This is a genomic window from Floridaenema flaviceps BLCC-F50, from assembly GCF_041929275.2.
GTDB classification, from domain to species: Bacteria; Cyanobacteriota; Cyanobacteriia; order Cyanobacteriales; family Aerosakkonemataceae; genus Floridanema; species Floridanema flaviceps.
Genome location: NZ_JBHFNR020000001.1, coordinates 958,322 through 975,374, shown reverse-complemented (window position 1 = coordinate 975,374; position 17,053 = coordinate 958,322). Strand labels below are relative to the sequence as shown.

At 41.9% G+C, this 17,053-nt stretch carries 18 protein-coding genes and 1 tRNA gene; 5 read left to right on the top strand and 14 right to left on the bottom strand.

Annotated elements, in window-relative coordinates:
* Positions 1–900 precede the first annotated feature (900 nt).
* Positions 901–1,455 carry an ElyC/SanA/YdcF family protein gene (locus ACE1CI_RS04720; RefSeq protein WP_496615237.1) on the top strand — a complete coding sequence of 185 codons (555 nt, stop codon included), beginning with the start codon at positions 901–903 and terminating at the stop codon, positions 1,453–1,455.
* A gap of 1 nt (position 1,456) precedes the next feature.
* Here the strand turns inward: ACE1CI_RS04720 and ACE1CI_RS04715 are convergent, their stop codons facing one another.
* From ACE1CI_RS04715 to plsX, 7 genes are all read right to left on the bottom strand, one after another.
* Positions 1,457–2,500: an AI-2E family transporter gene (locus tag ACE1CI_RS04715; RefSeq protein ID WP_413267908.1), complete on the bottom strand. Its 1,044-nt coding sequence runs from the start codon at positions 2,498–2,500 to the stop codon at positions 1,457–1,459.
* Between the two features lie 96 nt (positions 2,501–2,596).
* Positions 2,597–2,893, bottom strand: a complete 297-nt coding sequence (locus tag ACE1CI_RS04710; RefSeq protein WP_413267907.1) for a DUF2288 domain-containing protein — start codon at positions 2,891–2,893, stop codon at positions 2,597–2,599.
* A gap of 317 nt (positions 2,894–3,210) precedes the next feature.
* The gene (locus ACE1CI_RS04705) at positions 3,211–3,849 is read right to left on the bottom strand and encodes a 1-acylglycerol-3-phosphate O-acyltransferase (RefSeq protein WP_496615236.1); all 639 of its coding nucleotides are present in this window, start codon (positions 3,847–3,849) and stop codon (positions 3,211–3,213) included.
* Positions 3,850–4,050: 201 nt separating this feature from the next.
* On the bottom strand, positions 4,051–4,935 hold the full coding sequence (gene fabD, locus ACE1CI_RS04700; protein ID WP_413267905.1) for an ACP S-malonyltransferase: 885 nt from the start codon (positions 4,933–4,935) through the stop codon (positions 4,051–4,053).
* 86 nt (positions 4,936–5,021) lie between these two features.
* The gene (locus ACE1CI_RS04695; RefSeq protein ID WP_413267904.1) at positions 5,022–5,576 is read right to left on the bottom strand and encodes a Uma2 family endonuclease; all 555 of its coding nucleotides are present in this window, start codon (positions 5,574–5,576) and stop codon (positions 5,022–5,024) included.
* 34 nt (positions 5,577–5,610) lie between these two features.
* Positions 5,611–6,627, bottom strand: coding sequence for a beta-ketoacyl-ACP synthase 3 (locus ACE1CI_RS04690; protein ID WP_413267903.1), 1,017 nt, complete (start codon positions 6,625–6,627; stop codon positions 5,611–5,613).
* A 2-nt stretch (positions 6,628–6,629) separates the two neighbouring features.
* The gene (gene plsX / locus ACE1CI_RS04685; protein ID WP_413267902.1) at positions 6,630–7,664 is read right to left on the bottom strand and encodes a phosphate acyltransferase PlsX; all 1,035 of its coding nucleotides are present in this window, start codon (positions 7,662–7,664) and stop codon (positions 6,630–6,632) included.
* Between the two features lie 318 nt (positions 7,665–7,982).
* Between plsX and ACE1CI_RS04680 the strand changes: the two genes are divergently transcribed.
* The gene (locus ACE1CI_RS04680; protein WP_413267901.1) at positions 7,983–9,374 is read left to right on the top strand and encodes a D-alanyl-D-alanine carboxypeptidase; all 1,392 of its coding nucleotides are present in this window, start codon (positions 7,983–7,985) and stop codon (positions 9,372–9,374) included.
* A 17-nt stretch (positions 9,375–9,391) separates the two neighbouring features.
* Here ACE1CI_RS04680 and lptC read toward each other — a convergent pair whose 3' ends face one another.
* The 3 genes from lptC to metG all read right to left on the bottom strand — a co-directional run bounded on the left by lptC (position 9,392) and on the right by metG (position 13,169).
* Positions 9,392–10,567, bottom strand: coding sequence for an LPS export ABC transporter periplasmic protein LptC (gene lptC / locus ACE1CI_RS04675; RefSeq protein WP_413267900.1), 1,176 nt, complete (start codon positions 10,565–10,567; stop codon positions 9,392–9,394).
* 292 nt (positions 10,568–10,859) lie between these two features.
* Positions 10,860–11,471: a LabA-like NYN domain-containing protein gene (locus ACE1CI_RS04670; RefSeq protein ID WP_413267899.1), complete on the bottom strand. Its 612-nt coding sequence runs from the start codon at positions 11,469–11,471 to the stop codon at positions 10,860–10,862.
* 93 nt (positions 11,472–11,564) lie between these two features.
* A complete protein-coding gene (gene metG / locus ACE1CI_RS04665) occupies positions 11,565–13,169 on the bottom strand; it encodes a methionine--tRNA ligase (protein WP_413267898.1) in 1,605 nt (534 codons plus the stop codon).
* Positions 13,170–13,497: 328 nt separating this feature from the next.
* Between metG and ACE1CI_RS04660 the strand changes: the two genes are divergently transcribed.
* The 3 genes from ACE1CI_RS04660 (at position 13,498) to ACE1CI_RS04650 (ending at position 15,298) form a co-directional block, all read left to right on the top strand.
* Entirely contained in the window at positions 13,498–14,217 is a 720-nt protein-coding gene (locus tag ACE1CI_RS04660; RefSeq protein ID WP_413267897.1) for a lysophospholipid acyltransferase family protein, read from the top strand.
* A gap of 67 nt (positions 14,218–14,284) precedes the next feature.
* Positions 14,285–15,109, top strand: a complete 825-nt coding sequence (locus ACE1CI_RS04655; protein WP_413267896.1) for an alpha/beta fold hydrolase — start codon at positions 14,285–14,287, stop codon at positions 15,107–15,109.
* Between the two features lie 117 nt (positions 15,110–15,226).
* Positions 15,227–15,298 (top strand) — tRNA-Lys (locus ACE1CI_RS04650).
* 75 nt (positions 15,299–15,373) lie between these two features.
* Here ACE1CI_RS04650 and ACE1CI_RS04645 read toward each other — a convergent pair.
* Genes ACE1CI_RS04645 through ACE1CI_RS04630 form a run of 4 tightly spaced genes read right to left on the bottom strand, consistent with a single transcriptional unit; the run spans position 15,374 to position 16,780 of the window.
* On the bottom strand, positions 15,374–15,691 hold the full coding sequence (locus ACE1CI_RS04645) for a hypothetical protein (protein WP_413267895.1): 318 nt from the start codon (positions 15,689–15,691) through the stop codon (positions 15,374–15,376).
* Positions 15,691–16,296, bottom strand: a complete 606-nt coding sequence (locus ACE1CI_RS04640; protein ID WP_413267894.1) for a tetratricopeptide repeat protein — start codon at positions 16,294–16,296, stop codon at positions 15,691–15,693. The genes ACE1CI_RS04645 and ACE1CI_RS04640 overlap by 1 nt, the downstream gene beginning before the upstream one ends.
* A 56-nt stretch (positions 16,297–16,352) precedes the next feature.
* Positions 16,353–16,496 (bottom strand): hypothetical protein, encoded by a 144-nt coding sequence (locus ACE1CI_RS04635; RefSeq protein ID WP_413267893.1) that lies wholly within the window; start codon positions 16,494–16,496, stop codon positions 16,353–16,355.
* On the bottom strand, positions 16,496–16,780 hold the full coding sequence (locus tag ACE1CI_RS04630) for a ribbon-helix-helix domain-containing protein (protein ID WP_413267892.1): 285 nt from the start codon (positions 16,778–16,780) through the stop codon (positions 16,496–16,498). The genes ACE1CI_RS04635 and ACE1CI_RS04630 overlap by 1 nt, the downstream gene beginning before the upstream one ends.
* Positions 16,781–17,053: the final 273 nt, after the last annotated feature.

Here is a 17,053-nt window from a genome sequence, read left to right as displayed (position 1 = left end):
TTCCCCAACCCCCTTACTAAGGGGGCTCTCTGAAATTCCCCCCTTAGTAAGGCAGGGCTAATTCATTGTAAACAGAGAAATTGATTTTTGAAGGAGAGATAATGCAAATAAAGGAAAAATCATCTTGTCCCCTTGTCCCCTTGTCCCCTTGTCCCCCCATCCGTTTAATTTTCTTTGATGACCATGAATTAGCCCTGCCTTAGTAAGGGGGGCTAGGGGGGATCTAGGTTCCAGGTTTCACTGCGTAAGTCCGATTAATTTGCTATCATGGCTTTGTGTTTGGGGCTGTGGCTCAGCTGGATAGAGCGAGCGCCTCCTGAAATATCGGGCACCATAGCAGGAAACTCTATGTGTGAATGTGGTCAAAGTCGGTGAAACCTAAAAAGTTGAAAAGAAGCTTATCGAATTGTTTAATCTTCTTACACTTCATGGCAATACCGAGCCAAGCCTGACTTCCTCCGACAAACTATAAAAAAGAGGTTCGAGTCAGGAAGGTGTAGAGACGAGACGGCCACCACCTAATAGCTTTTAGCTGATGGTGAAGGTATAGTCCAGAGAGTGGGGAAACTCATACAAATCTGAAGCGCTAGGTCATGGGTTCAAATCCCATCAGTCCCGTTAATCGATTTTAGATTTTATAGATTTAGATACCCGACTTCTTGAAGAAGTCGGGTATCTAGGAAGCGTCCCTCCATCTGATACTCTCGAATCATAATTTTTCCAGCAGATTGCGTCTGGGGTTGAAGCTAAACCTTGAGTGGGGTATCATCTGCTGCGTGATTGCGAAAATTTAGTGGATTATTCGATCGATTCATGGTTCTAAAGATTCAACCCAGCAAGCGCAGAAAAAGGTTACGAGATAAATCTCCTCGTAAATTCAGCAGTAGCTTAAAGTTACTGATGTTAATTTCACCTTTATTGTTGTGGTTTGGCTATAAGCAAATTAGAGGTTTAGAAACACCCCAAGCAGTTTTAATGTTAGGTGGTTCAACATCTGCTTTGGAACGCGAAAAATTTACTGCCACATTTGTCAGCCAACAACCAAATTTACAAAATTTAGAGATTTGGATTTCTTCGGGCGGTTCGGGAAAATACAATAATTACGTCAGAAAGATTTTTATTAAAGCGGGAATTAACTCCGAAAAAATTCACTTTGACGATCGAGCAGTAGATACAGTGACAAATTTTACAACCTTAGCCGATGAATTAAAAGCTAGAGGTATTACCAGCGTTTATTTAATTACCTCTGATTATCATATTCGTCGTGCTCAAGTTATCGGTGAAGTAGTTTTAGGAAGTCGGGGAATTGTGTTTAAATCTGTTGCAGTTCCCTCTCAAAAATCTCCCGAACCAATTGAAAAAGCAATCCGCGATGGAGCTCGATCGATACTATGGGTAATTACTGGTAGTACAGGTAAAAATCTCAGCCGATATTTCCCTCATTTACACTCTTAATTCAATCCCAATTGATTCTTTTTTTGTTCTCAATGCCAAACCAACTAAGAAATACTCCCGCAATAGGAGTTGCCAGGAAAATTCCCAGTAACCCAGCTATGCGATAACCAACTAATAAAGCAAAAAAGCCAATTACAGGGTTAATATTTAGCGAATTTTGCATAATGCGGGGTGCTAATAGATTATCCTTAATTTGCTGAAGAATAATGGAAGCTATGAGAACATTAAATGCTAAACCAACACTTTTAGGTAATAAAATTAAACAGACTAAACTAATCCCTAAAGTAGCTCCTATTCCGGGAATTAACTGAAACAATCCTAGAATTACCCCTAAGATTAAAGCTAATGGCACTTGCAGAGCTAAAAACACAATAAAAGCAGCTATAGTAAAGAATAAACTTAACAGCAGTTGTCCCCGAAAAAATCCAACAAAATTACGTTTAACTATAAGTGTGAACCTTTTCCTTGAATGCTTGGGAATGACGCGGACAACAAAAGACCAAAGTTGTTCGCCATCCAACAGCATGAAAAAAGCCACAACTTCAATTAAAACCAATTTTACCAAGTAATCTAAGACTATTTGGGAAGTAGTAAAACTAGCATTAATAAAAGTGGGTAGTTGATCTCGCAACGATTTTTCCAGCGTACTAAAATCAACTTGTAAGTGTCGAGAACGCAGATAATTTTCTAATTGTGCTACTAAAGGAGTAAAGGAATTAACAAAATCAGGTAAAGTATCAAGAAGTTGTTGCCCTTGAGAAACAATTGCTAATCCGACAGTAACAGTAAACCAGCCAAAAATTACTAAACTTGACAAGAAAACTAAGCTAACGGCTAATCCATGAGGTAGGAAACGCTTCAGCCAGTTTACAGGGTAGCTGAGGAGAAAGGCGAGGACTGCTGCTAAACTAAAAATGACAATGATGGTTTCAAAGTATGCTAAACATTGTACTAAAGCCCAACCGGAAGCAAATATTAATAAAAAGCGAACTAAAACTAAGTTATTAAGTCGCTCCCAGAAATTATGTGGAGGTGATTCACTCATATTCTTTGAAGTTAGATGCCCAAAGGGGAGCAGGGGAGCAAGGCAGAGCAGTTAAGGTTTTTGAAGGAATCCCTATATGTTTAAGGATAATTTTGCTTAGTTGCTGCTTTGTTCTTGGATTAATACAAAAGGCTGCACTATTAGCGCATTAAACCTTTTACTCATGTTAGCTTGCCATTGTGTCATCTGATTTAAGGAGGGTTTAGAAATCAGTTGTTCGTTAATCCAATTTTCGACTAAAGGAACGTTATTATTTGCGATCGCAACTCCCACATCAACTAAATTTAGTTTAGGAGTAACAATAATCAAAGAATCACGAGCAACATGAGGTAGTAACCATTGCCATTCTGCTTCATCTACGGATGCTGTTAATTCTGCTTTTAAATCTTGCATTTGTTAAAAGTAATGGTTGAGTGATTTGTCATTTGTCATTTGTCATTTGTCATTTGTCAAAATATAAAGACATTTGTCTAATAATCAATGACCTATGACTAATAAAGTTAATTATGGCTTATTCTAACTTGCTATTTCTCAAAGGGAACTCTTTCTAGCTACAGAATTTTGCCTGGTGTAAGGGGACTCTTGACTGGGGGAAGTTTTGAGTTTTGAGTGAGAGAGTTTTGAGTGAAAGAAAAAGTTTTGAGTTATCACCTTGTCCCCATGTCCCCATGTCCCCCCATCCCCCCAGTCAAGAGTCAAGAGTCCCCAAGTTACCGTCCCAAATCATGTAGCGCATTGATTGCGGTAGTGCATTTTTGCGTTACTGCTTCCAATTCATCTTTACTGTTGGAACTAGGAGGCTGGATTATTTCGCCTATTCGTACTGTTACAGGTACTACTTGGGGAATGGTCGAACCTTTGTGCTCGATTTTTTCTGTACCCCACAAGCTGACTGGCAATAAGGGTGCTTTTGCTTTTGCCGCAATTAAAGCCGCGCCTAATTTTGGTTCGGTAATTTTACCATCGGGGGTGCGAGTACCCTGCAAAAATACGCCCGTAGCCCAACCTTGTTCTAGATATTGTAATGCGGAACGAATGGCGCTGCGATCGGCAGATAAGCGATTCACCGGATAAGCACCATACAATCGAATCGCCTTACCTAAAACTGGCACAGCAAACAACTCTTCTTTCGCCATAAAAGCTACCGGACGGCCCACCGAACAGGAAACAATTGGTGGGTCAAAATTACTCGCATGATTACTTACTACTAACAATGGCCCTTCTTTTGGCACCTGTTGGGCACCATAAATTTTCCCCCGAAAATAGAGGTGTAACATGGGGCTAACCACCGACCATTTAAAGGCGTGGTAAAGCATCAAACTAACCAACGGTTCCCGGTTTCTGGGCATAATTTCGTAACTTTATTGTTAAGGGAGCAGGGGGGCTACAGGGGTTATTAGACATCTCCAGAAATTAAAGGTGCGTTACCACCTAACCCTTGTAGAGACGTTGTATACAACGTCTCTACAATCTTTTTATACAATGTCCTTGTATACAACGTCTCTACAATCTTTGTATACAACGTCTCTACAAACTTTGAAAGGAAATGTTTATTGGGTTGGTAAATCGGCTGCGTTACTGATATTTTCTAAGTTTATATTAGGGCAGGTGCGTTTAATTAAACCTGTGAGAACTTTTCCGGGGCCAATTTCTACTACTTTTTCTACACCTGCTTCCGGTAAGGCTAAACAAATTTCTCGCCAACGTACTGAACCTGTCATTTGTTGGGAAAGACGTTGTTTTAAAACAGCTGCTTCTGTTGCTGGTGTCGGGTCAACATTTGACATTACCGGAACTTGGGCATCGTTAAAAGTTACAGCATCTAAAACTTCTTGAAATTCTGCTGCTGCTGGTGCCATTAATGGTGAGTGAAAAGCGCCGGAAACATTTAATTTAACAGCCTTTTTCGCTTTGATTTGAGATAACGCAGTTTCTACTGCTTCGGGAGTTCCAGAAATTACTACTTGGGCGGAACTGTTATCGTTTGCTAATACTAAATCTGGCGTTTTTTCGATTACTTCTGTTAACTGCTTTTCGTCAAATCCGATTAATGCCGCCATCATTCCTCCAGCGGCGCTATCCATTAATTCGGCGCGTTTTTTTACTAAGCGCAAACCTGTTTCAAAGTCAAAAACTCCAGCGACATGAAGGGCTACATATTCGCCTAAACTATGTCCAGCAACTAAGTTTGGTTGCTGTCCTTTTTCTTGCATTAGTTCAGCTAAAATGCTTTCTATTACATATAAGCAAGGTTGGGTGTAAAGAGTGTGTGAAACTTTATCTTCTTGACTTTGGCAAATTTCTAAAACTGACCAACCTAAAATTTGTTCGGCTTGGGAAAATTTATTTTTGGCATGAGGAAACTCTACTAAATCTCCTCCCATACCAATTTTTTGTGAACCTTGTCCGGGAAACACCCATGCAGTTTTTGTCATTGTTTGTTTGTTATTGGTCATTGGTCATTGGACATTGGTCACTTGTTAATTATCAACAAAATGAACCAAAAAAAGCATTAAATATTTTAATCGAATACGGGAGGCCATAATTCATTTATGGGCAATTCCCAGCCAGGAAATAATTCTGGAATGGTTAGATTTTGCTGATTATTTAAAACGGTTGCTTCACTCCCAGAACGATAAATTGTTACTGTTTGTTCATCGGGGTCGATTAATATTCCAACTCTTGCTCCCATTTCTAAAAACATTTGAATTTGGTCTTTTAGTTTTTTGATTCTCTCGGTACGAGATTTTATTTCTACTACTAAATCAGGTACTAATTCGCCAAAAGCTCTTACAGGTTCTCTGAGTCTTTCTCGCGAAACGAAGGAAACATCTGGTGCTCTGAGGTCGGTATTTGGGAGGATAAATCCTCCACTGGAGTCAAATAATCGCCCTAGTTTTTTTGGTGTAATCCAAGCAAACAAAAAGGCGGTTAATCGCACTCCAATTTCACTAGAAACGATATCTGATGGCCCCATAATGACAATGTTTCCTTCGTGCAACTCTAGTTGGTAATCCTCGTATTCTGGGGAGAGTTGCGCTTGGAATTTTTCTAAATCCCGGACAGTGAAAGTCATAGTATTTCTCCTGGGTTGATTAGCTTTTTTTAGCTTATTTACCCCATTGAAAGATTGCGGCACCCCAAGTTAATCCTGCACCAAAACCTGCGGTGGCGATCGTATCTCCTGCTTTAATTTTGCCGCATCTGACTGCTTCATCTAAGGCGATCGCAATTGATGCCGCAGAGGTGTTGCCATAATTAGCCAGGTTACTGATCACTTTTTCGGGGGGAATTTTCAACCGTTGCGCTACCGCATCAAGTATTCTTTGATTAGCTTGATGTAATATCAACCAATCTACTTGGTCAACTGTTAAATTGGCGCGAAACAGGGCTTTTTCGATGACTTCTGGGACTCGTTTGACGGCGAAGCGATAAACTTCTTGTCCGTTCATGGTGATTGGTTGAAAATTGCCTTGATTAATCGAAACTCCTGCGACTAATTCTTTAGCTTCGCTTTTGTAACTCAGGTTGAGATAATGATTTTGGGTGCCATCACTGCGGATTTCAAAACCTAATAAGCGGTCGCTCACTTCACTATCTGACTCGGTTGCCTGCATCACTACCGCCCCTGCACCATCGCCAAATAATATACAGGTGCGACGATCGGACCAATCTACCCAACGAGAGAGGATATCTCCCCCGATTAACAACACATTGCGATAAACGCCGTTACGGATGAATTGGGCACCTGTCACCAAGGCGAAGACGAAACCCGAACAAGCAGCTGTGAGATCGAACGCCACAGCTTTAGTTGCGCCGATTTTCGCTTGAATTTGGCTAGCAGTGCCAAACAGATCGTCTGCGGTAGAAGTCGCCAGAATAATCAAATCGATATCTTCAGGAGCGATCCCAGCCATTGCGATCGCCTTTTCGCCTGCTTGGGTAGCCAACTCACACAAAGTTTGACCGGGGACAGCTAAACGCCGTTCCCGAATGCCTGTGCGCGTAGCAATCCATTCATCAGACGTATCGACAATCTGACTGAGATCGTGATTAGTGAAAGAAACCGTTGGTGTTGCGGCACCACTTCCGGTGATGGCAACGCCTTTTCCTAATTGCTGCAACATTATTACTCGACCTCAGCCGCTGGTGCAGCAGGTTGGTGATAGTTGGATGAAATTCTTTCTAGTACTTGGTGATCGATCGCTTCTTTAGCCAACCGAATTGCATTAAAAATCGAAGGAGCTTGGGACGATCCATGACTAATAATACAAATTCCAGCCACACCCAAAAGCAAACCACCACCATGTTCGGCATGATCTACCCGCTGCTTAATCCGTTGTAGGTTAGGTTTAAGCAAAGCAGTACCCAATAAACCATGCAAACCTTGAGGCAATTCTTCCTTGAGGATTTGCAACATCACTTCGCCCACCGCCTCAGCAAATTTGAGCAAGACATTACCAGCGAAGCCATCACAAACCACCACATCAAAGTTACCAGAAAGGATATCTCGACCTTCCGCATTGCCCACAAAAGTGATTTTTTGATTCTGTTCGAGCATTTGGTGAGTACGAATTGCCAAATCGTTACCCTTACCCGGTTCTTCACCGATATTGAGTAAGCCGACTTTCGGTTCTGCCACACCTAGAACGTACTGACTGTAAATCGATCCCATGACAGCGAACTGTTCTAAGAATTTGGGACGACAATCGACATTTGCCCCCACATCCAGAAGTAGCACCGACTTATCAGCCAGGATAGTCGGTAAAACCGCGCCTATAGCTGGTCGATCGATTCCTTTCAACCTTCCCAGACGCAACAGTGCAGCTGCCATTGCTGCGCCAGAGTGTCCAGCCGAAACCACTGCATCAGCCCGTTTTTGCTTCACCAAATCCATAGCGACGTTGATGGAAGCTTTCGGCTTGCGTTTTATACCGCTCAGTGGTTCTTCGTGCATTTCGATCGTGCCTTCTGAAGGCACAATTTCGATCGGAAATGAGTTTGCGTGTTGACCTAGAGCCGCTTCAATTTGAGAAGAATCGCCTACCAGTAGAACTTCTACGTCTAATTCTTCTCTTGCTCTAAGTGCGCCAGCGACTATTTCGGCGGGGGCATGATCCCCACCCATCGCGTCTATTGCAATTCGTGCCCTAGCTGATCCCATTGATCAATGTAGTAGAAACATCAAAGATTTTACCAGATGGCTTCCATCCAAAAATCAACCTTTACGGAAGAAAGTTTTGATTTGGGGTTAGGGGGTAGGGTGTAGGGTGTAGGGAAAAACTCCGGCTCCCCTGCCCCTGTGCCCCTGTGCCCCTGTGCCCCTGTGCCCCTCTGCCCCTCTGCCCCTGTGCCCCTCTGCCCCCCTAACCCCTACCCCCTACCCCCTAACGTTCTTTTAAGGCAAAATCTAAATTGCTAAATGTAAAATCTAAAACCTAAAATCTAAAATCTAAAAGTTCGTGTTGAGGAGCGTTTCAAAGTGCTGGAATTATTTAGTTCTGGGTTAATGTCTGTGTGGTTAGATATGGCAGGAATTCACAGTTCTGGGTTGAATTCAACACAAGAAATGGTTTGGCCTGGTAATGCGGGGTTTGTGCTTGCAGCTGCGCCGGAACCGCAGACGGCAAGTATAGTTGAGCAATATTTAAAGGAGTTAGGGAAACAACATCCGATCGGACAACAAGCAATTTGGATGCAGTCGGGGCCAGTAGTATTAGCTAATAATCAAGGTTCTATTCCTTTGCCAGCTGCCTCTCTAACGAAGATTGCTACCTCTTTGGCTGCCCTATCTACCTGGGATCATTCCCACCAGTTTGAGACGCTCATTAGTGCCACAGGGCCGATAAAAGATGGGGTATTACAGGGAGATTTAGTTGTCAATGGCAACGGCGATCCGTTGTTTGTTTGGCAAGATGGCATTGCAATGGCTAATTCTTTAACTCGCCTGGGGATTAAAAAAGTCACGGGAAATTTGGTGATTCGGGGTAGGTTTGCGATGAATGGCAACCGGAATGCTTTGCCATCGGGTCAAATGCTCATGCAGTCTTTTAATTTTCGCACTTGGTCTAGATCGCTGATTTTGAGATATTCCCAAATGCCTCAAGGTACTCCCAAACCTCAATTGGAAATTTTGGGTGGTGTAAAGGTGGAAAACCCCGAAACAGGCGCACAACAAACTAAACCAAATTTATTATTACGTCACCGTTCTTTAACTCTGACTCAACTGTTGAAAGAAATGAATATTTTCAGCAGTAATGAAATGGCAGAAAGTATTGCGGAATCTTTGGGAGGGCCGCAAGTAGTAAGGAAATTGGCGGCGAGTGCTGCGGGTGTGCCTTTGGCAGAAATTCAATTAATTAATGGTTCTGGTTTAGGTGTGGAAAATCGGATTTCTGCGCGGGCAGTTTGTGGAATGTTAATGGCACTACAACGGAAATTGCAACCTTTAGGGTTGACGATCGGCGATTTTTTCCCGGTTTCTGGTAGCGATCTCAATGGTACAATGTTGCATCGTCGCATTCCCCAAGCAACTGCGATTAAAACAGGGACTCTACGAGATGTCAGTGCTTTAGCGGGAGTGATGCCGACACGCGATCGCGGTTTAGTTTGGTTTGCGATCATCAACCGAGGTAACGATGTTTTAGGTTTACGCGCCAAACAAGACCTTTTACTACAAAGCTTGAGCCAAAAATGGGGAACCACTTTAACTCCGCCTGTAGTAGTCCTTCCCACTCGCGCTAGCCTCAACTACGTGAAACACATTGGGGCAAGCGATCGTAACCAAATTATCCTGCAAGGCAGAACAAAGGCAGAAGGCAGAGGGCAGAAGGCACAAGCAAAAGAAGGGGAAACCGAAAAGGTTAAAGGGTAAAACTGTGGGGGTGAAATTTAATTCCCCCCTGCCCCTCTGCCCCCCTGCCCCTCTGCCCCTCTGCCCCTCTGCCCCCCTGCCCCCCTGCCCTGCGGAACAATTTCAGTGATGACTGGAGAGTTATTACCATTTCCAGTAATAGCGATTTTTTGCTCTTTGAGGTTTCCCAAGGCTTTGGGGCCATTTAAAGTTAATGGTGGGTCAGTTTGTTGATAGAAAACATTGCCATTGGCGGCAAATTGCTGAGTTTCTAAATACCAAGTCATTTCATCAGTTCGCAGGTTGGAAGGTGGTTTTTGACCTGTACCTTGGACACCGCCGATTAAGTAAGCAATTTGTGGGGTTAATTCAACTCTGCCTTGGCTAGCGTTTAAGGTGATTTGTTGTTCTCTTTGGTAAATAGTTACTGGTTGATTTGAGGAGACTATTTTAGTATTTAAATTCCAGACAATAGCATTACTAGCAATTTGCATTGGAGGTTCAACAAAGGTAACTTGTCCGTTTTTTCCCAGTTTGGCGATTTTGTTTTTTAAGTCTACTTCTCCTTGATTACCTGTGGCGCGATCGGTAATCTTTTGTCCATTGTAGCGGTCAATTTGCGTAAAGCGATCGCTAAACATTTTCTGTTCTTGCACTTGCCAAAATAACTTTTCGGTTCTCATGATTAACGGGGGATCGATCGCTTTTGCCACCACTTGTCCCATAAATTCTATTTTCTTCGCCCGACTAAACGCCCTCGCTTCTTGCGCTGATGCTTGTACTTGTTTATGAGTTCCTGTTAATTGATTCCGTACAATTAAAATATCTTCTTCTGGTCGCCATTCTAATTCATTACCCCGCAACACTACACCATTTTGTATATCTGTAGCAACAATTTGACCTTTGAGAAACATTTGTTTGCCATCTTCTTTAATCTCTCCGGTTTGACCACTAACTTGATATACTAATTTGCCATCTTGAAATAAATCTCCAATGGGACTTAAAATTTTTGCATCTTTTTTATCATTACTATAAACAGCTTGTTTGGCTTTAATTTTCCACAAAGTCCGACCTGAATCATCAACTTTATCGAGGATGACATCGTTCAATGTCAGGTTACTATCTGATTCTTTGGCTAATGCTCTTTCTTGAGCTAGTCTACTATCTTGGGCTAGCTTTTTGGCTGTCCTCCCTTCGCTATCACAGGCTACCATACCAAACAATAACCCGATTAAGATTAGTTTTAAAAAGATTAGTTTATTCAGAGTAATTTTCCTCAAACTCATCATTTCAGAGAAATTATAGCTACAAATTGCCTAAACTCAGATCTGGCACTCAAAGGAGGTGGAACCTCCCTGATCCTCGTTCCCAGGTTGAACCTGGGAACGAAGAATGGAGGTTCTGCCTAGCTGAGTGCCAGATCTGAGTAAACAGATCCCCGACTTCTTGAAGAAGTCGGGGATCTAGGCGACAGTGAATTTTAAATTGCTGTTTTTATCTTGTTATTTAATCGTCGTCTTTTTCATCATCTAATAATCCAATTCCAGACAGTGGGCGATAGATATATCCTCCCTGACGTTGAGTTTTTTGGATATCATCTTTGATGTTTTCTAGGTCAATATAGCGATCGGCAACGTTAATTAAACTATCGCTAGTCATGGAACGCAAACTGACAACTTCTACGCGCACACCACGATAACTAACTGCATCTACAGCATAAGCTAGATCGCCATCGCCACTAACTAAAACTGCTGTATCATAAGAGCCAACTAAGGCCATCATATCTACAGCAATTTCTACATCTAAATTGGCTTTTTTAGAACCATCTGGTAACTGCACTAAGTCTTTAGCAATGACGCGATAACCATTGCGCCGCATCCACAACAAAAAACCTTGCTGTTTTTCATTGGTGCGATCGACTCCTGTATAAAAGAACGATCGCAACAACCGAGAACCAGCCGTCAACCTACACAATAACTTGGTATAGTCTATTTCTATTCCCAATTGCAAGGCTGCATAAAACAAATTTGAACCATCAATAAAGATGGCGACTCTACCCCGATTTTCCAGAACTTGCTCTGGCGTGAATAGAGAGTCTTTTTCCAAATTATTTAACATGATTATTATGCCTCATTTTTTATCTTTCAAATCAATCAATGTACTCCTAATTTTTTCCACATTTATATAGCCTGGAATGGCTTATGGATTTTATTAAGAACTAGTTTCCGAAAATTCCAATTTTTGAAATATCGGACGAGGTTCGCCTAACTTTTGTTTAGCAGGTAAGGTTCCCCAACTAGCATGAACCGTAAAGTCTGGTGTATTAGATAATTGAGTTTTGTCATTAAAATTTGTACCAAAGCCTAATTGTTGATAAATGTCGTTGCTGATACCAGGGATAATTGGTGACAATAAATAAGCTGCCAATCGCACAGATTCTAAAACAGAATAGAGCACTTGCTCAACTGCTTGCTGGTTTCCTTGTTTATACAATGTCCAAGGTGCTTGTTCATCGATATACTTGTTACCAGTGCGAATCATGCCCAGAACAGCTTCACAAGCGTTGCTGAAAGCTAAATTTTCATAAGCTTGGGCAACTTGTGTACCTAATGTCAAACCAATTGTTTTTAAGGGGTTTTCTGCGGGAATGTCTGCACCTTTTACATTGGGAACTTCTCCACCACAGTATTTGTAAGCCATTTTCAAAGTACGATTGAGCAAGTTGCCCAAGTCGTTGGCTAGGTCAGCGTTAAGAATGGGAATAAACCGATTTGCTTCGTTAAAGTCGCCATCTTTGCCGAATTCGATTTCTTTCATAAAATAGTAACGAACTGCGTCGGCTCCATAGCGATCGACCAAAGCGATCGGATCGATCGTATTACCGAGAGTTTTACTAATTTTCTGCCCATCTTTGGTTAAAAAGCCATGTCCAAACACTTTTCCTGGTAAAGAGATCTTGGCTGACATTAACATTGCAGGCCAGTAAACCGCATGAAATCTCAGAATGTCTTTACCAATCAAATGTAAGTCGATCGGCCACCATTTAGCTAAAGCATTCTTAATGGTTGGTTCCTCATCCGGTTCCAGAAGAGCGGTAACATAACCTAGAAGGGCATCAAACCAAACGTAAATGGTATGTTTGGGATCTTTAGGTATGGGAAAGCCCCAATCTAAGTTAACTCGCGAAATCGAAAAGTCTTGCAAACCTTGACTAACAAAGCTGAGGACTTCGTTGCGGCGAGTTTCTGGTTGAATAAAGCCTGGTCGTTCTTGATACAGTTTTTCCAGTTGAGTTTGGTACTTAGAAAGGCGGAAGAAGTAGTTTTCTTCGTCGCGCCACTCAACTTCTTTGTTGGGGTGAAGGGAACAACGCCTGCCTTCGAGGAGTTCGCGTTCTTCTTTAAATTCTTCACAAGCTACACAATACCAGCCTTTTTGTTGACTCAGGTAGATGTCGCCAGCATCCCAAACACGGTGAAAGAACTCTTTGACGATCGCATGATGCCGTTCTGCTGTAGTCCGACTAAAGCGATCGTACTGGATATTCAGCTTTTGCCAAAGTTTCTCGAACCCAGCAACTATTTCATCGCAGTGTACCTGGGGTGATAGCCCTCTAGCTTGGGCAGCGCGTTCAATTTTTTGTCCGTGTTCGTCGTTTCCGGTAATTAGCAACACCGAATTTCCTCGCATTCTGTGGTATCTGGCTACTACGTCCGCTGCGATCGTCGTATAAGCGCTACCTATGTGAGGTATATCGTTTACGTAATATAGGGGTGTTGTCAGAGCAAAGGTTTTTTTACTATCGGTATAATTCATGGAAAAAAATGGCAATAAACCCTCATAAACTGTTTTTAATCATACATGAGGGTTATTCAATAGAGGTTTTATGGGTATTTTTTACATTTATTATAATCTAATCTCATCTTGTAACAATAGTATAAAAAATCACTGAATTAATCTTTCTCCAATACCTCATCTGTACATATTGCGTCTCTATCTGAAGATATTTGTCAATTTACCTGAAAGAAAGTTAACAATTATTAAGGGGTAGAGTTACACTTAGTCAAAAATATTAGTCAAACTATCGAAAAATTATTTATTCAACAATCCCTTATTATCTGGTTGTAGTGAATTTGGACAAGTTATGTATTCCGAACCATTGTTAGTTTCACAGTTATTGCTAGCAGCTACCAAAACCAAGCTGTTTCTCCATCATCAGGAGCGTATACCTCCATCTGGGCCGATGTTAGTGGTGAGTAATCATCGCAGTTTTATGGATGCGCCATTGCTGATGTCAGCGATCGGTCGTCCGATCCGGTTTGCTTGTCATCATTATATGGGACAAGTGCCAGTGATGCGGGATTTGGTGACTAGATTAGGCTGTTTCCCTTTGGAGGAGACGGGAAAACCGCAAAAGAAATTTTTCCAACAGGCTATTAATTTGTTTGAGAAACAGCAAGTGGTAGGTTTGTTTCCTGAAGGACCACAACCAATGGTAGAGTTTACCAAACCGGAAACGATGGGGGAATTTCACAGGGGTTTTGCTCATTTGGCGTTACGAGCTCCAGTGGAACGGTTGTCTATTTTACCTGTGGCGATCGCTTCTATGGAAGAGAATGTGAGTTCAGCAGTACCATTGAAAATGTTAAGCTGGTTCGATCCGTCGGAACCGTTGTTTAATACTTCTGGTTGGCATCCTTTGGTAGTTTATCAAAGAGTCAATGTTTTAATCGGTCGTCCTTATTGGATTACCGCTTCTGTGAGAGAAGAATTCAAAGGAAAACAGATGAAAGCGATCGTTGGGGAACTGATAGATTACTGTCAAACAGAAATTAGCGAACTATTGCGTCAAGGCTGTAATTAAGTTGTCAGTTTTGTTCTCTAGTTTGGGTAAACTTAATTGAAAATAGCTGTTTAATATCGATTGAAAAATGCCACAAATTAAAAGTCATCCCTGTTTTTTGACTCCCACACAAATTAGACCACATTTTCCTTTATTTATATTTTTGCCCGGAATGGATGGTACAGGACAACTGTTACGTTGTCAAACTGCTGGTTTAGAACAAGGTTTTGATATTCGTTGTTTAGCTATTCCGCCAGATGATTTAACTGGATGGGATGAACTTACAGAACAAGTAATCAATTTAATTGAAGCTGAGTTGAAAAAATTTCCGCGTCAATCTGTTTATTTATGTGGAGAATCATTTGGCGGTTGTTTGGCGATGAAGGTTGCTGTTAAAGCACCTTGGTTATTTGAAAAAATAATTTTGGTGAATCCTGCTTCTTCGATTAGTCGTCGTCCTTGGATGTACGCGGCAATTCCTTTAACTCAATGGGTACCAAATTCTTTTTATCAATTAGGATCGTTGATTGGTTTACCTGTTTTAGCTGCTATGGGTAGGATAGCACCGAGCGATCGCCAAGCCTTAGTTCAAGCAGTACAACTTGTGCCCCAAAAAACCTCGATTTGGCGACTTTCTCTCCTGCAACAATTTCAAATTCATCCTAATGAGTTGCGCCGCATTACTCAACCAGTGTTTTTAATTGGCAGTGCTGCCGATCGCCTGTTACCATCTGTTTCCGAAGTGCAGTATTTAGTACAACATTTTCCCAATGCGAAGATGACAATTTTACCAGATAGCGGTCATGCTTGCTTGTTGGAGACTGATGTGAATCTGTATGAGATTTTACGAGAGAATGATTTTTTACCGGAGAGCAAAGGGCAAACTAAAATGGTTTCCTCCGCAGTAAGTTAAGCTGTAATCAAGGTAGTTGAAAATTGTTTAATTAGCCAAAAACTCAAAGTTTTGTAAAAAAAACTTTGACTACTACTTCCAAAATCCGGCTAAATTTGCTATCATAATAAATCTTACGGGCGACTAGCTCAATGGTAGAGCAGCAGACTCTTAATCTGGTGGTTCAGGGTTCGAGCCCCTGGTCGCCCATTGTAAAATCCTTAACTCTTTAGTTAATCTCAAACAGAAAAGCCCTAATCATCACTAGGGCTTTTCTGTTTGAGCTTAATTTTCTCTTTTCCGTTTCTTCATCTGGTTCAGTCCCATGTCACCACGCATTCGCTCTAACTCAATGTCAATTTCATCTACTGGTTGACCTGAAAATGGTTGGGTTGATAGTTTAGCTTTGACTTGCTTTAATTCCTTCTGAATTGGCCAAGGGAAAAGCGCCAAGTAGATGAACGAGATCAGCACTGTGACAGGGAAGAAAAGCATGATGAGCAATACCCAAAGTGCAGATTCTTTAAATCCCATCTTGGCTAATATCCGATACCAAAGGAATCCCGCTATTAGCAAGGCAAGTAATATACTAGCTGGAACCATTATGGACACTCCTTCTCAAACTCAGATCCGCCCATGCTGAAACTCCAGCGATAATCCAACATTCGACCGGAGCGTACCTTCTGAAGTTCGTCCCTACTCAATAAGTAGAAATCACCGTTTCCTGACTGGAAGTATCTCGCTGTCATTTTTTCCAGAATTGCGATCGCAGATTTCCGGCTCCCCAATTTCAAAAAGGTAAAAGCCAGTGCTCTTTCTGTGTCACGGTCGTTAGGTTTATAGGTGTTAGCCAGTTTCAAATCTTCCAGCGCTTGTTTATAGTCGCCTAAGCTTGCCAGCGCTGAAGCACGGCTCTTCAAAACTATTACTGGTTGATCGGTTCCAATGCTTAGAGCCTGGTTGTAGTTTGCAATTGCTTCTGGGTATCGCTTTTGATAGTGATGAATAACTCCCCGGTAGTAGTAAGCATTTGAGTGTCGGGGGTTGAGGCGAATTGCTTGAGAAAATGAGGTCATCGCCTCACCAAATCTATCTTCGTCAAATTCGTATGTACCGCGACAAAATAAATCCTTAGCTGACTGGGCTGCTGTCGCAGGTAGAACAATTAAAACCGAAAGTATTAGGGTACTTGATATTCGTTTGAACATAACCTGAGTACTGGAAAGTACATACTTATAATTCCCAGTCCGGTTGCACTAATTCACTAATTAAGGTTCAACTTATCAGCAGAAACGATCGTAGTGGTGAAGATGAATTGGCGATCGCCAGAAAGTTTCCGTTCCAAGAAATAATCAGAAATTGCATTCAGATCTCGACTGGCACTAGGGGAAATTAGACAACGACTCATTAAAATAGTTCCCTAAGTCCCTTTGCCTGCTGAAATTTGTTCTGCAACTGCTCCATCACTGTTTCCAAGGGAATCCCTTCCCCTCGATCCAACTCGGCTGCTGCCTCATCCACCTGTTGGCGCGTTACTTCAATCCAGCTTTCATACTCCTGATACTTCTCCTGAAGCAGCTTAAAAGCTTGAGCCAGCACCTCATCTGGGGACTTGAACCGACCTCGCGCCATCTGATCTCGAATAAACTGCTCTTGCTCTGGTGTGAGGACAATGCTCATAATCTTAAACATATTTTGCAATTCATTTTACCTTAATTTTTGAGGAGGCAACTAAGATATGAGCAGCCAGAATTTCCTGGTGATTTTCACTTCTTGTATATGTGCTTATGCTGTTCTACCAACCCAGATATTAGCATTGACAACTATAGGCCAAAAAGAAGCTATTCCGTTCAAATTAATGGAGATAGCACAGTATAAACCAAAAGATCGGGGAGCCGGGGAGCAGGGGAGAATGGGGAATTTGCTAGTTCATCTTATATTGTCGAGGCTCAAGGATGGATGAGA

Coding starts and splice junctions, on each gene's coding strand:
- ACE1CI_RS04720 (WP_496615237.1), top strand. CDS start 901: ATGTTAATTTCACCTTTATTGTTGTGGTTTGGCTATAAGCAAATTAGA.
- ACE1CI_RS04715 (WP_413267908.1), bottom strand. CDS start 2,500: ATGAGTGAATCACCTCCACATAATTTCTGGGAGCGACTTAATAACTTA.
- ACE1CI_RS04710 (WP_413267907.1), bottom strand. CDS start 2,893: ATGCAAGATTTAAAAGCAGAATTAACAGCATCCGTAGATGAAGCAGAA.
- ACE1CI_RS04705 (WP_496615236.1), bottom strand. CDS start 3,849: ATGCCCAGAAACCGGGAACCGTTGGTTAGTTTGATGCTTTACCACGCC.
- fabD (WP_413267905.1), bottom strand. CDS start 4,935: ATGACAAAAACTGCATGGGTGTTTCCCGGACAAGGTTCACAAAAAATT.
- ACE1CI_RS04695 (WP_413267904.1), bottom strand. CDS start 5,576: ATGACTTTCACTGTCCGGGATTTAGAAAAATTCCAAGCGCAACTCTCC.
- ACE1CI_RS04690 (WP_413267903.1), bottom strand. CDS start 6,627: ATGTTGCAGCAATTAGGAAAAGGCGTTGCCATCACCGGAAGTGGTGCC.
- plsX (WP_413267902.1), bottom strand. CDS start 7,664: ATGGGATCAGCTAGGGCACGAATTGCAATAGACGCGATGGGTGGGGAT.
- lptC (WP_413267900.1), bottom strand. CDS start 10,567: ATGGTAGCCTGTGATAGCGAAGGGAGGACAGCCAAAAAGCTAGCCCAA.
- ACE1CI_RS04670 (WP_413267899.1), bottom strand. CDS start 11,471: ATGTTAAATAATTTGGAAAAAGACTCTCTATTCACGCCAGAGCAAGTT.
- metG (WP_413267898.1), bottom strand. CDS start 13,169: ATGAATTATACCGATAGTAAAAAAACCTTTGCTCTGACAACACCCCTA.
- ACE1CI_RS04660 (WP_413267897.1), top strand. CDS start 13,498: ATGTATTCCGAACCATTGTTAGTTTCACAGTTATTGCTAGCAGCTACC.
- ACE1CI_RS04655 (WP_413267896.1), top strand. CDS start 14,285: ATGCCACAAATTAAAAGTCATCCCTGTTTTTTGACTCCCACACAAATT.
- ACE1CI_RS04645 (WP_413267895.1), bottom strand. CDS start 15,691: ATGGTTCCAGCTAGTATATTACTTGCCTTGCTAATAGCGGGATTCCTT.
- ACE1CI_RS04640 (WP_413267894.1), bottom strand. CDS start 16,296: ATGTTCAAACGAATATCAAGTACCCTAATACTTTCGGTTTTAATTGTT.
- ACE1CI_RS04635 (WP_413267893.1), bottom strand. CDS start 16,496: ATGAGTCGTTGTCTAATTTCCCCTAGTGCCAGTCGAGATCTGAATGCA.
- ACE1CI_RS04630 (WP_413267892.1), bottom strand. CDS start 16,780: ATGTTTAAGATTATGAGCATTGTCCTCACACCAGAGCAAGAGCAGTTT.